Raw genomic sequence first — 12,356 nt, 5'->3', positions numbered from 1 at the left:
GAAACCAGACACTTGCCTTCAGCTCCATTCTTTCCTCTCTATTTTTTAGTATGTTCCTTCTTCACCTTGACTAGTCAAGATCACTGGACCATCTTTTGTAATCACAAATTGATGCTCGTATTGACAAGAAAGGCCACCGTCAAGGGTCTTATGGGCCCAACCAGTTTCCATATCTGTATCAATCTCCCAAGTACCGGTATTAATCATTGGCTCAATCGTCAAGACCATCCCTTCACGTAAGCGAAGACCGCGTCCAGCACGACCATAATGTGGGACCATTGGTTCTTCATGCATGGTAGGCCCGACACCGTGTCCGACCAAATCACGCACCACGCCATAGCCTTTGCTTTCTGCATACTCTTGAATCGCTGCACCAATATCTCCCAAGCGATTGCCAACGACCGCTTTCTCAATTCCCTTATAGAGACATTCTTTGGTCACGTCCATCAAATCTTGGACTTCTTGCGAAACATTTCCAACCGCATAAGCCCAGCAAGAGTCCGCCAAGCCACCACTATAAGACTCCGTGTATTTCTTGACTTGCTCTACATTATCAAAATCTAATTTCGATACATCCAAAACAGACTTATCAAGCGGTTCTGACAAGACCATGTCTACCTTGAGGAGATCACCATCTTTGAGAATGACATGACGTGGAAAAGCATGGGCTACCTCGTCATTCAAACCACAGCAAGTCGCATAAGGATAATCCATGAGACTGCCTTCTACACCGATCTGAAGCGGCAAGACATTGGCTTCTTTACAGCGACGACGGACATATTCTTCTACTTCCCATAGGTCAAGCCCTGGCTTGATCAAGTCACGTAATCCAATATGGATGCTGGCAAGGAAATCACCTGCACGATCCATAGCTTCAATTTCACGTTGTGATTTTAATGTAATCATTGTCTCCTCATTTCTTTTGTTTAATTAATCTTAATCGTAATGGTTGCTTTCGCGACTAGCTGCAGATCTAAATACAAGCTAAAATCAACCAAGGCCGAACGTCTGGTTCGTCGAACTAGTTGTGGTTCAATGCGGATCACATCATCCACCTGCACAGCCTGTAAAAAATTGATGATCAACTGTTCGACAATCAAGCTACGCCCACTGTGTTGCATCATCTTGCGAATAACCTTCATCAGCACTTCGATCATGACCCCATTGGCCAAAACACCGCTTTTCTCCAGCATACTTGGCTCCACTGTGAATTGGTAATGGTCGTTCTCTGTTTGAATCTTTTGACCAATTTGCTCACTAAAGGTTGGTAAGCTCGAAAACTGCACCTTGCTAATCCGATCCATGACATCCCGACGCGTAATAACACCCAGCAAGGTCTGGTTATTACGAACAACAGGAATCATTTCATAATCTTCAGCGATCATCCGTTGGCTAATCGTCGCAATGCTGGTGGACAAATTAGTGGTAAAAATGGTCCGTGACATCACCTTATCAAGGGTCGTCTGAGGCGCCTTATCTCCAGCATCTCTCATGGTTACGACGCCCACTACCATCTGGTGCTGATTGACAACCGGAAAACGACTAAAGCGATTCTTTCGAACCAAATCTAAATAATCCCGGACCGTATCCGTCTCAGAAAGATAGCCGTACTCATGGAAGGGCCGATAGACCTGCTCGACTGTCAAGATATCCGTCTTGATCTGCATATTAGACAAGGCCTTATTGATCATAGTCGCGACGGTATAGGTATCGTGTGAAGTTCGGATGACTGGGATTTGTACCTGATTGGCCAGATCAATCACATCCTCACTCACTTCAAAGCCACCTGTCACTAAGACCGCATTGTCATGTTTAAGAGCCAATCGTTGGATGCTAGTACGGTCACCCACGATCAAAAGCCCACCTTCAGACACATAGTCTAGGACGTGCTTTTCCGTCATGGCACCAATATAAAATTTATTAAATTCTTTTTCGAGTCCCTCTTCACCTGCTAATATATCAGAGCCGGTGATTTCTAAAATTTCCCGATAGGTCAAATGCTCTAGTACAGCTTTTTGCGATTTGACACGGATGGTCCCGCTTCTAGGACGCGTTTCGACAATTCCTTGATTTTCAGCTTCTTTAATGGCACGATAGGCCGTCCCATCACTGACATTCAAAAAATTGGAGATACTGCGGACACTGACCCGTTTTCCAATCGGTAATTTTTCGAGATAGTCTAAAATCTCTTGGTGTTTACTCATAGAAGTCCCCTCTACCTAGGCGGAAATCATAATAATCGCGCATTTTACGCGTATAGCGGTCACTCCCTTTGAATTGACGAAAGAGACGAAAACCAGCCTTCAAAGCGACCTTTTGACTCCCTGCATTTTCAACATGGGTGACAATCTTAAGCTCCTTCAGTTGAAATTTCTCAAATGAGAGATAAACCAACTCTTTGACCGCTTCAGTCATGAGGCCCTTTCCCCAAAAATCTTTGCGTAAAAAGTAGCCTAACTCAGCCTCACCCTTGATTTCATCCAACTTTTCAAATTTGATGGAGCCGATCATCCGATTGGTTTTCTTATCACAGATGGCCCAAACCCCCAAAGGATTTTTCATGAAATAGTTGGCTAGTACATATTGAGTTTCAGCAAGATCGGCTTGTGCAGGGAAGATAAATTGTAAATTTTCAGGATTCGAAGCAATCTTATAAAAATCTTCCGCATCCTCAAAGAGAAAAGGTCGTAAATACAACCTTTGTGTTTCAATTAGTGAATAGGCAGCTAAGTTCGTCCAAATATTCATTTCAAACTCCATTGTTCGTGTATCCAGCCGCCACTATCAGATCCCAAGTTCTGTCACTATTCCTCTACCAACTGGATGTCTGCTCCAAGTTGGGTCAATTTATGAATAATATCTGAATACCCGCGAAGGATGTATTCCACATTTGTAATTTCTGTTGTTCCAGAAGCCATGAGACCTGCGATCACTAAAGCCGCACCAGCTCGAAGATCCGTCGCTTTCACACTGGATCCTGTCAATTGATTTGGCCCTTCATAAATAATGTGGTCGTTCAAGGTCGAAATGGTGGCCCCCATTTTAGCTAATTCTGGTACATGGTTGACCCGCTTTTCATAAATCGTATCAACAATGCGACCACGTCCTACAGCCGTTAAGAGCAAAGGTGTGATCGGTTGTTGCAAATCAGTCGCAAAACCAGGATAAGGAGACGTTTTGATCTGGATGGCCTTCAAGCCCATCTGCTTTTCTACAAAGATACTATCTTCAGAAATGGTCATGCGCACACCCATTTCCTCTAACTTAGCAATATAGCTCTCCAAATGCTCATACAGGACATTATTGATCTGGATACCTTCCCCAATAGCAGCGGCAAGGGCAATATAGGTTCCAGCTTCGATGCGATCTGGAATCACCTGATGTCTCGTTCCATGCAAATGCGGAACACCATCAATGGTAATGATATCCGTCCCTGCTCCCCGAATATGAGCTCCCATATTGTTAAGCAAGGTTACCACATCGATAATTTCAGGTTCACGAGCAGCATTTTCGATCACTGTCCGACCTTCAGCCTTGACCGCTGCCAAAATCGTATTGATCGTTGCACCAACACTAACAGTGTCCATATAGATAATCGCTCCTTGAAGGGGCTTGCCGTCTGTCGCAAGCTTCATACTGGAGCCATCCATGGTCATAGCAGCTCCCATCGCTTCAAAGGCCTTCAAATGCAAATCGATCGGACGCGGGCCAAGATCACACCCGCCAGGTAGTCCAACCGTTGCTTGACCGTAACGCCCTAATAAACTGCCATAGAAATAATAGGAGGCACGGAGACTATTGATCTTTCCAAATGGCATGGGCATATCCTTCACCCCACGAGGATCAATGATCAAACTGTCTTCTTTGCGCTCGATCTTAGCCCCCATGATGGTCATGATCTCAATCAAACTTGCCACGTCTGAGATATCTGGCACCCCATCAAGGGTCACGATATCATCCGCCAGAATGGTCGCAGGAATCAGGGCTACTACGCTGTTTTTTGCACCACTAATGGTCACCTCTCCTTTTAGAGGGCGACCACCATTTATTACAATTTTTTTCATCTTAATAATTCATTAGCTCTTTCAAGTATTTTTCCTTTTACTATCGTTTTTTTCAACGGAAATAAAAGGGACAATGTATTTAAAATACTGCATCTATTATACCACAGATCGCCCTATTTTTCCATCTGTAGGAATTTTCAAAACGAAAAAAAGCCAGGATCATATTGACCCTAACTTTTCCATTTCAACGAATTATTTTACAGCATCTTTCAAGGCTTCTACCTTGTCCAAACGTTCCCATGGAAGGTCGATATCTGTCCGTCCCATATGACCGTATGCTGCTGTTTGACGGTAGATTGGACGTTTGAGGTCCAGCATTTGGATAATCCCTGCAGGGCGAAGATCAAAGATCTCACGCGCTGCTGCTTCTAATTTGCTCTCAGCAACAGTACTTGTACCAAAAGTATCGATACGAACAGATACTGGGTGAGCCACCCCGATCGCATAAGCCAATTGCACTTCTGCCTTCTTAGCAAGACCAGCTGCCACAATGTTTTTAGCAATGTAACGAGCTGCATAAGAAGCCGAACGGTCCACCTTGGTTGCATCCTTACCAGAGAATGCACCACCACCGTGACGTGAATAACCACCATAGGTATCGACGATGATCTTACGACCTGTCAATCCTGAGTCCCCTTGAGGTCCACCAATAACAAAGCGGCCAGTTGGGTTGATGAAGAATTTAGTCTCATCATCTAGGTAAGAAGATGGAATCACTTCTTTAATGACCTTGTTAATCACATCTTCGTGGATTTGTTCATTGCTGACATCTGGATCGTGTTGGGTTGAAATAACAACCGTATCTACGCGCACTGGGCGGTCGTTTTCATCGTACTCAACAGTGACCTGAGATTTCGCATCTGGACGAAGATAACTGATTTCACCTGACTTACGAAGCTCTGCCAAACGACGAACTAATTTGTGGCTGAGTGAAATTGGCAATGGCATGAGTTCTTCTGTTTCATCCACCGCAAAACCAAACATGAGACCTTGGTCTCCTGCTCCGATCAAATCAAGTGGATCTTGATCTGCATTTCCACGTACTTCCAAGGCTTCATTAACCCCTTGGGCAATATCAGGAGATTGTTCCACCAAAGATGGGTGTACTCCTACAGTTTCAGCTGAGAATCCATATTCCGTATTAGTATATCCAATTTCTGCAATGGTATCACGAACCACACGGTTAATATCCACATAAGCAGTCGTTGAAATCTCACCGAAGACATGCACGGAACCAGTATAAACAGCTGTTTCGGCAGCCACGTGAGCTTCTGGATCTTGCTCTAAAATAGCATCTAAAATAGCATCTGAAATTTGGTCTGCAATCTTATCTGGATGCCCCTCAGATACTGATTCAGACGTGAAAAGTTTACGTTCTGACATAAAAATGTCCCCCCTTAAAAAATATTGTTATAGAGTTACAAAGTACTGATAGAAGATTTCTACCACCTTATCGGGACCATATAACACTTCATTATAACACATTACAAATGATATGGAAAATGATTTTTCAAAAAAGCCCATTAAATCAGCTTTTTTGGGCTCTATTAAACAAACTTAAGCAGTCCTCAAAGTTCCTAAAAAGTTCACAAAAAAATACCCCGTAGGGTATCCATCAATTTACGAGTTCAACAGGTAAGATCTAGCACCCTCACATGATGCTTTTTTATCTTCAAAAATGGTAGGTGTCCGCGTACCAATGGGTACTCGAAAACCTACCACCTACTTAAATGATAACAGTTCTTTAAAAATTTTCAACCCTATCTACTTTAATCAGTCTCCATTTTTAAATAATATAGTTCCAATAAATACCAAGACTCCCAGAATAAAGGATAAAATATTTGGACCTATCCAATAAGGATCTGGCGTACCTATAATAGAAATAACAAATAAGATAGCTGCCGCATTTAGGAGTCCTTTACTTCCTTTTCTCATACCAATGAAAAGTAATATAGTCGCAATCATAAAACAAATATAATGGATGGCACCAATATATAAGATCAGTAGATACATGGGGTTTCCTAAAAATAAAGGAAAAATCATAATACCAAGGTGACAGACTGCTATTATAAGGGCGCTCCATAACCAGGACGACTGAAGAATAATTCTTTTTGGCGAATTTTCTTTATCATTGTTTGATCGTATCTCAGCATTCAACTGATCGTTTACATCTATCTCTCCTTCTACTAGAGGGTATTCCATCTCTGGTTTAGTTTCAATAGATGATAGATCTTGTACTTTCACCTTGGACTCCCAGCTATCTGCAACTTTATCAAACAAACCAAAAACACGACAAACAATATAAATCGATAAGAGAAGATAAAAGAGACCGTAGAAGCTTATACGAGAGATGAAAGAGTATACTACACCTATCACAACAAGAGAAGATAAAATGAGCAAGAGAGAAAATACTTTCTGAAGTTTATCACTTGTACTTGTGATCATAACATTAATCAGAAGTATAAACATTAACTCCATTACAGTGTATCGCAGTGTAAAAGCGTAAATGTCACTCGTTCTATCCATACCAATCAATATAAATAGTGGAGAAATATTTGTAGAGGCAACAAATAGTACTAAATAAGCTATCGATGATTTCCAACTATCTTTACTTTTCCAATTGTTTAAAAGCTCCCTCATTTCTACATTCTTTATAAGCAACCAAATCCATATTAAACAAATGATATTTAGCACAAAGGAAATGTTCAGCAGATTTGTTGGGGAAAAAGGTGGTAAAAAAAACATCAGTAGTTGAGTAATTGAGAGGAGAAGAACAGCTATCAATCCTTCAACATTTAAACGTTGCTTCATGATTCTCCAAATTACCCAGCAAATAATCATTCCATTCCAGATAGAAAAAATACTAGAGGCAGTGAACAGTGGTGTATTTCCATTTAAATTTCGGGAACTATAGCTCACTACTAGACTACTACCATAAGAAACAAGATAAAGAATTGCTTCAAGAATTAGCAGTATACAATACCATTTTTTTCTAGACATAGATTCTCCTCTACTTTCTAAGAAAAGTATTTAACTATTCATTTATTTAAATTATAACACAGTTTGTAACCGTTTTCCTAGTGAGTTGTCAGAAATAAATAAAAAAGATAGGTTTGAACACCCTACCTGCTATCATCATTCTTCATTTTTTAACAATACAGTTCCAATCAATACCAGCACTCCTACCACAAGCGGTGGTATATGATTAATCACCCAAGAAGGATTACCCGCAGCAATAAATGAAAAAACATAAATAGCTGCTGCTATATAAAGAGTTGCTTTATTGCCGTTCACATTTCCATTCCAAAGCAGGATAGTTGCAATAACAAAGCTAATAATATGGATTCCCAAAAAGTACAAAAAACCACCAACCCATGATCCTAGTGAAAAGAGACCTAATAAAAGCAAAACGATATAAGCAATGGCTAGGACCGAGGCAAAAGCAAGTATTCCAGATTTCCCAATTCTCTTTTCTGAATCAAATTCACCAACAGGTGAAAGATCTTCATCTGTAATCCTTTCCTCTTTTTCTTTTTTTACTTCAGAATGTTTTGGTTGAACTGACATTTCATTTCTTCCTAAAGTTCTTAGTTATCCTTTAAAATAATAGTACTCAAAAATCGACAAAAAGAATTGATTTAACGATCGCTTTGATCGACCCGAATACTTTTTATTAAGTAAAGTGGCCCATACCTATCTTTTAATTAAAAGCTTTTCTCTTCTTTAACCAGGAGTGTTCCGATTAAATCCAGAACACCTAAACATAAGGGAGCAATTCGAAATATTTCCCAGTCTGGATCAAAAGCCAAGATGATTGACAGCAGATAGAGTCCAATACTCGCATAAAGAAGGCTTTTATTCCCTTTCCTCATCCCTAGTCGAATTAGAAAGGCCCCAATGGCAAGACTTAATAAGTTTGGACCAAGGAAAATCAAAACGACAAATCCCCATCCATAACCCAAAAGTGCAAATAAAGAGACAAACAATACAAGATAGATAATGGATAAGTAAAAGGCCACTGAAAGAAGAATAGAATGTAAGCTATTTTCTTTTAGAGGATTCTGAACAAATACAGAATTGGGATAATCTTCACTTCTCTTACTAGGTTCCTTATTTTCTTCAAAATGTTTCTCTTGGTCTGTCATCACGGTTTCCTACCTTTCATATAACAACAACCCCAGGTCCCTGGGCGAATAAGAAAATTAGATAGCAAATTTTACGTATCATCACACTCTCATTCCTCTAGAAGAATCAGCCAAGTGTGATCTCAAAAACAAGCTTTCTATTAGATCTATATCAAGTTTTAGACAGGATCTTTTTAAATGAAGTCTGCCTCTGCAATAGCTTCTTTAACCACTTCCAATGGGAGATGGACCAGTTCTACCTCTTTTTCACGGTAGAGGTATTCAGCATATTCATCGATGCGGTATTGATGGATGTATACCACCCGCTTACAGCCAACTTGAAGCAATTGCTTAGTACAATTGAGACAAGGAAAATGCGTGACATAAGCTGTGAAGCCTTTGGGAATTCCTCTTTCAGCTCCTTGCAAAATAGCATTGACTTCCGCATGAATCGTACGGACACAGTGTCCCTCGACCATGAGGCAGCCATCCTCTAAACAATGATCTGTTCCAGAAACAGATCCATTATAGCCGGTTGCAATGACCTTATTATCCTTAACCAGAACAGCCCCTACTTTCGCCCGATTACAGGTCGCCCGATTCGAAATCAGTAAAGCCTGAGCTGCAAAATACTCATCCCATGCTAGTCGATTATGTGTCACCTTTATATCCTCCTCATATCGGTTACGATTATTTTCATTATAGCATGAAATCAACAAGAAAAAAAGGGAGTGGGAAAGAACTCTGACTAGTAAAAAAGAGTTCGTTTTCCCACCCCCGCACAGTTGATTAGGCTATCTTTGGAGCTTATAAGGCGAACAAAGAAGCCAATCAATCACTGCGTCATACAGTTATTTCTATCATACATCAAAGGCTGGACAACTTCTGCCCAGCCTATTATAAACATTATTTACCAAGTTTTGCTTTAGCTGCATCTGCAAGAGCTGTGAAAGCTGCTGCATCGTTAACAGCCAAGTCAGCAAGCATTTTACGGTTCACTTCGATCTCAGCCAATTTCAAACCATGCATCAATTGTGAGTATGAAAGTCCGTTCAAACGAGCTGCCGCATTGATACGTGTGATCCACAATTTACGGAAGTCACGTTTCTTTTGACGACGGTCACGGTATGCATAGTAGTAAGAGTTCATTACTTGTTCTTTTGCAGTACGGAACAAGATATGTTTAGCTCCATAGTAACCTTTAGCTAATTTAAGAATACGTTTACGACGTTTGCGTGATACAACGCCACCTTTAACACGTGCCATTTATATTTCCTCCAATATTTCCTAGAATTCTTTACTTACGAATACGCAATTATTTCAAGCGAGTAAGCATTGCTTTGATACGTTTGAAATCTCCTGAATGCACCATAGATGCTTTACGAAGATGACGACGTTGTTTCTTAGTTTTTCCGTGGAAACGGTGAGAAGTGTAAGCACGGAAACGTTTAAGTCCACCAGAACCTGTACGTTTGAAACGTTTAGCTGATGCGCGGTGTGTTTTTTGTTTTGGCATGATATTTTCTCCTTTTTTTAACTTTCTGACAGATTATTTCTTGTCAGTTGCTGGCGCCAATTGCATGAACATTTGACGTCCATCCATCTTAGCACGTTGTTCGATGATCGCCACATCTTGTGTCGCTTCAGCGAAGTCGGCTAAAACTTTAGCACCAATCTCTTTGTGGGTAATCATACGACCCTTAAAGCGAATGGATACCTTCACTTTATTTCCTTTTTCAAGGAATTTGCGAGCATTGCGAAGTTTTGTATCGAAATCACCCTTGTCAATCACTGGGCTCAAACGAACTTCTTTCACGGTCACAACGCTTTGTTTTTTGCGTTGTTCTTTTTGCTTCTTCTGGTACTCAAATTTGAACTTACCGTAGTCCATAATTTTCGCAACAGGAGGTTTAGCTTGAGGCTGAATGAGAACCAAGTCAACATTAGCGTCGTCTGCAAGTGCTTGCGCTTCGCTAAGTGGTTTGATACCCAATTGCTCACCTTCAAGACCGATTAAGCGAACTTCACGTACACGAATTTCATCATTGATGAATAAGTCTTGCTTTGCTATGGTTTTCACCTCTTTTTTATTATTCGAGAAAAACAAAGAACGGACCTGCAATACAGGCCCGAACTACATGATGTATTTCATTACTGAAACTTGATCCGTAGGGGCCAGGCAACTTGCGTCACAAGGCGAGAAGTTCTCACTTCTGCTTTTCTCAACTTTTATATGATATCAAGTTTTTTATTCTTTGTCAAGAAGTTTTTTTGCTTTTTCTTCAATAAAGGCCACAACGTCTGCAATTCCAACACCCGTTGTGTCAAAATGAATGGCATCGGCTGCAGGTTTCAAAGGAGACACAGCACGGTGGCTGTCCTTATAGTCCCGCTCCGCGATTTCTTTTTTCAACAACTCAAGATCCGCTGTGATGCCCTTTTCAACATTTTCCTTATAGCGACGTTCTGCACGCTCCTCAACAGAAGCGACCAAAAAGATTTTCAACTCTGCATGTGGCAAGACAACTGTCCCAATATCGCGTCCATCCATGACGATCCCACCCTTCGCAGCAATCTCTTGCTGAAGAGCCACCAACTTTTCACGGATAGGCGCAAGCGCTGCGACCCACGAAACATTATTGGTCACTTGGTTATCACGAATTGGATGGGTAATATCCACGTCCGCTACAAAGACAAGCTGCTCTCCTTCTTCCGAACGACCAAAACTAATTGGATATTGATCTAAAAGGGCTAAGAGGTCATCTACCTGTTCGGCTGTCAGATTATTTTGTAAAGCTAGGTAAGTCGCTGCACGATACATAGCCCCCGTATCTAGATACGTATAGTCTAGATCCTTGGCAATGATCTTTGCAACCGTAGATTTTCCACTTGAAGCCGGTCCATCAATGGCAATTTGAATTTGTTTCATGCTGTCCTCAACTCCTACTGAATCTTAACGACATCACCAGGATTGGCATACCAAGATCCTGTAGACATATGAGAAGGATTTAACTGTTCCAATTGGGCAATGGAAATACCAGCACGCGCAGCAATCGCTGCTTCCCCTTCACCTGCTTGAACAGTGATCGTACCTTCTTCAGAGTTCTCATCTTTTGAACTATCGTCTTTAGCCGCTTGGTCAGTTTGTGCTGCAGGGGCTGATGATTTCTGTTCAACCTTAGTCTCTCCATTGTAGAAACCAGACATTTGTTTTGATTTGTTGCTGCCACCTGTTGAAAGGAAAATCAACAAGCAGACCATCGCCACTACTACTACAAAGAAAATAATGGCTAAAATCGTCAATAGACGGTCTGCCTTGATTCCGTTTAACTTACTCGTTCTTTTCAATGTTTCTTCTCCATCATCGTAAATATCTTCTTCCCATGGTTCTTTTGCCATGACTTCCTCCTTGTTTTTTCTCGTAAAAATCATTACAATAGAAGTATGAAAGTTACGTTAATTCCAGATCGTTGCATCGCTTGCGGTCTCTGTCAGACCTATTCTGAATTATTTGATTACCATGACAATGGCATCGTTAAATTTGCTGCTGAAGAGGACGACCTCCTTGAAAAGGAAGTCCCTGTCACAAACGATGTTCTCGAGGCTATTAAAGAATGCCCCACTCATGCTCTCTTAAAAGATTAAGAGGGCTTTTTATTTGTTTGCATAATACATCTCGTAGTAATCCACATGGATGAAATTGTCCGTCAGGATTACTTCTCCCTTAAAATAAGGATTTAAGGCAAGTGCATTGATAAAGTATTTTTTCGGCCATTTACGCATACAGAATGTTCGACTGCGCGATCCATCATTAAATATGAGCTTGATCGATTTCTTATTTACTTCGACCTTTTCGATCGAGTCAATCTTCACTTTGATTGGAGTAAAAGGATTGGCAGTAATAATCCGCAAGATCCCATCCTCATAGATCGTGAAGTAACGATGGACCCCAATCGCGAGCAAGACCATAAATAAAAAGAACGAAAACAAAACTAGCGTTGGCACACTAGAGCTCTCATACATCAAGGCCAGTCCAATAAAGACCGGAATCACTGCAATGGACCAATAAGTCACAAGAATAGATAAGTCCGGTTGCCAATGATAATGGACCTTTCCAAATATCTTAATCATGAGCGTACCCCCATCTAATAGTTTAGCATAAAAAACA

Annotated in this window: 16 protein-coding genes and 1 other annotated feature; of the genes, 1 reads left to right on the top strand and 15 read right to left on the bottom strand. The window is 40.9% G+C overall.

Features of this window, described 5'->3' with window-relative positions:
- Positions 1-45: 45 nt before the first annotated feature.
- The 14 genes from QM351_RS01595 to QM351_RS01530 all read right to left on the bottom strand — a co-directional run bounded on the left by QM351_RS01595 (position 46) and on the right by QM351_RS01530 (position 11,587).
- Positions 46-906 (bottom strand): methionyl aminopeptidase, encoded by an 861-nt coding sequence (locus QM351_RS01595; RefSeq protein WP_414326259.1) that lies wholly within the window; start codon positions 904-906, stop codon positions 46-48.
- 20 nt (positions 907-926) lie between these two features.
- Entirely contained in the window at positions 927-2,204 is a 1,278-nt protein-coding gene (spxR, locus tag QM351_RS01590; protein ID WP_227038079.1) for a CBS-HotDog domain-containing transcription factor SpxR, read from the bottom strand.
- A complete protein-coding gene (locus QM351_RS01585) occupies positions 2,197-2,748 on the bottom strand; it encodes a GNAT family N-acetyltransferase (protein WP_414326258.1) in 552 nt (183 codons plus the stop codon). Before QM351_RS01585 ends, spxR begins: the two co-directional genes overlap by 8 nt.
- A 56-nt stretch (positions 2,749-2,804) precedes the next feature.
- Positions 2,805-4,064 carry a UDP-N-acetylglucosamine 1-carboxyvinyltransferase gene (locus QM351_RS01580; RefSeq protein WP_414326257.1) on the bottom strand — a complete coding sequence of 420 codons (1,260 nt, stop codon included), beginning with the start codon at positions 4,062-4,064 and terminating at the stop codon, positions 2,805-2,807.
- A gap of 192 nt (positions 4,065-4,256) precedes the next feature.
- Positions 4,257-5,447 (bottom strand): methionine adenosyltransferase, encoded by a 1,191-nt coding sequence (gene metK, locus QM351_RS01575; RefSeq protein WP_414326255.1) that lies wholly within the window; start codon positions 5,445-5,447, stop codon positions 4,257-4,259.
- Between the two features lie 390 nt (positions 5,448-5,837).
- Positions 5,838-7,064, bottom strand: a complete 1,227-nt coding sequence (locus tag QM351_RS01570; RefSeq protein WP_414326253.1) for an ABC transporter permease — start codon at positions 7,062-7,064, stop codon at positions 5,838-5,840.
- A gap of 135 nt (positions 7,065-7,199) precedes the next feature.
- Positions 7,200-7,631, bottom strand: coding sequence for a hypothetical protein (locus QM351_RS01565; protein WP_414326251.1), 432 nt, complete (start codon positions 7,629-7,631; stop codon positions 7,200-7,202).
- 137 nt (positions 7,632-7,768) lie between these two features.
- Entirely contained in the window at positions 7,769-8,209 is a 441-nt protein-coding gene (locus QM351_RS01560; protein ID WP_414326249.1) for a hypothetical protein, read from the bottom strand.
- Between the two features lie 173 nt (positions 8,210-8,382).
- A complete protein-coding gene (locus tag QM351_RS01555) occupies positions 8,383-8,850 on the bottom strand; it encodes a deoxycytidylate deaminase (RefSeq protein ID WP_206280106.1) in 468 nt (155 codons plus the stop codon).
- A gap of 244 nt (positions 8,851-9,094) precedes the next feature.
- Positions 9,095-9,454: a 50S ribosomal protein L20 gene (rplT, locus tag QM351_RS01550; RefSeq protein ID WP_000124830.1), complete on the bottom strand. Its 360-nt coding sequence runs from the start codon at positions 9,452-9,454 to the stop codon at positions 9,095-9,097.
- Between the two features lie 49 nt (positions 9,455-9,503).
- A complete protein-coding gene (gene rpmI, locus QM351_RS01545) occupies positions 9,504-9,704 on the bottom strand; it encodes a 50S ribosomal protein L35 (RefSeq protein ID WP_001125942.1) in 201 nt (66 codons plus the stop codon).
- Positions 9,705-9,737: 33 nt separating this feature from the next.
- Entirely contained in the window at positions 9,738-10,268 is a 531-nt protein-coding gene (infC, locus tag QM351_RS01540) for a translation initiation factor IF-3 (protein WP_003003721.1), read from the bottom strand.
- Between the two features lie 16 nt (positions 10,269-10,284).
- Positions 10,285-10,413 (bottom strand) — a sequence feature (ribosomal protein L20 leader region).
- Between the two features lie 23 nt (positions 10,414-10,436).
- On the bottom strand, positions 10,437-11,117 hold the full coding sequence (cmk, locus tag QM351_RS01535) for a (d)CMP kinase (protein WP_414326247.1): 681 nt from the start codon (positions 11,115-11,117) through the stop codon (positions 10,437-10,439).
- A gap of 14 nt (positions 11,118-11,131) precedes the next feature.
- Positions 11,132-11,587, bottom strand: a complete 456-nt coding sequence (locus QM351_RS01530) for an SAG1386/EF1546 family surface-associated protein (protein ID WP_003006692.1) — start codon at positions 11,585-11,587, stop codon at positions 11,132-11,134.
- Between the two features lie 45 nt (positions 11,588-11,632).
- Between QM351_RS01530 and QM351_RS01525 the strand changes: the two genes are divergently transcribed.
- A complete protein-coding gene (locus QM351_RS01525; RefSeq protein ID WP_003006690.1) occupies positions 11,633-11,833 on the top strand; it encodes a ferredoxin in 201 nt (66 codons plus the stop codon).
- Positions 11,834-11,842: 9 nt separating this feature from the next.
- Here the strand turns inward: QM351_RS01525 and QM351_RS01520 are convergent, their stop codons facing one another.
- Positions 11,843-12,319, bottom strand: coding sequence for an EbsA family protein (locus tag QM351_RS01520; protein WP_023917814.1), 477 nt, complete (start codon positions 12,317-12,319; stop codon positions 11,843-11,845).
- Positions 12,320-12,356 lie beyond the last annotated feature (37 nt).

The organism is Streptococcus parasanguinis (assembly GCF_047465465.1).
GTDB lineage: Bacteria > Bacillota > Bacilli > Lactobacillales > Streptococcaceae > Streptococcus > Streptococcus parasanguinis_AI.
The sequence above is the reverse complement of the archived record's forward strand: the minus strand, read 5'-3'. Positions and strand labels throughout refer to the sequence as shown.

Bases quoted from the DNA above. Each gene is read 5' to 3' on its own strand.
- QM351_RS01595 (WP_414326259.1), bottom strand. From the start codon at position 906: ATGATTACATTAAAATCACAACGTGAAATTGAAGCTATGGATCGTGCA.
- spxR (WP_227038079.1), bottom strand. From the start codon at position 2,204: ATGAGTAAACACCAAGAGATTTTAGACTATCTCGAAAAATTACCGATT.
- QM351_RS01585 (WP_414326258.1), bottom strand. From the start codon at position 2,748: ATGAATATTTGGACGAACTTAGCTGCCTATTCACTAATTGAAACACAA.
- QM351_RS01580 (WP_414326257.1), bottom strand. From the start codon at position 4,064: ATGAAAAAAATTGTAATAAATGGTGGTCGCCCTCTAAAAGGAGAGGTG.
- metK (WP_414326255.1), bottom strand. From the start codon at position 5,447: ATGTCAGAACGTAAACTTTTCACGTCTGAATCAGTATCTGAGGGGCAT.
- QM351_RS01570 (WP_414326253.1), bottom strand. From the start codon at position 7,064: ATGTCTAGAAAAAAATGGTATTGTATACTGCTAATTCTTGAAGCAATT.
- QM351_RS01565 (WP_414326251.1), bottom strand. From the start codon at position 7,631: ATGTCAGTTCAACCAAAACATTCTGAAGTAAAAAAAGAAAAAGAGGAA.
- QM351_RS01560 (WP_414326249.1), bottom strand. From the start codon at position 8,209: ATGACAGACCAAGAGAAACATTTTGAAGAAAATAAGGAACCTAGTAAG.
- rplT (WP_000124830.1), bottom strand. From the start codon at position 9,454: ATGGCACGTGTTAAAGGTGGCGTTGTATCACGCAAACGTCGTAAACGT.
- rpmI (WP_001125942.1), bottom strand. From the start codon at position 9,704: ATGCCAAAACAAAAAACACACCGCGCATCAGCTAAACGTTTCAAACGT.
- cmk (WP_414326247.1), bottom strand. From the start codon at position 11,117: ATGAAACAAATTCAAATTGCCATTGATGGACCGGCTTCAAGTGGAAAA.
- QM351_RS01530 (WP_003006692.1), bottom strand. From the start codon at position 11,587: ATGGCAAAAGAACCATGGGAAGAAGATATTTACGATGATGGAGAAGAA.
- QM351_RS01525 (WP_003006690.1), top strand. From the start codon at position 11,633: ATGAAAGTTACGTTAATTCCAGATCGTTGCATCGCTTGCGGTCTCTGT.
- QM351_RS01520 (WP_023917814.1), bottom strand. From the start codon at position 12,319: ATGATTAAGATATTTGGAAAGGTCCATTATCATTGGCAACCGGACTTA.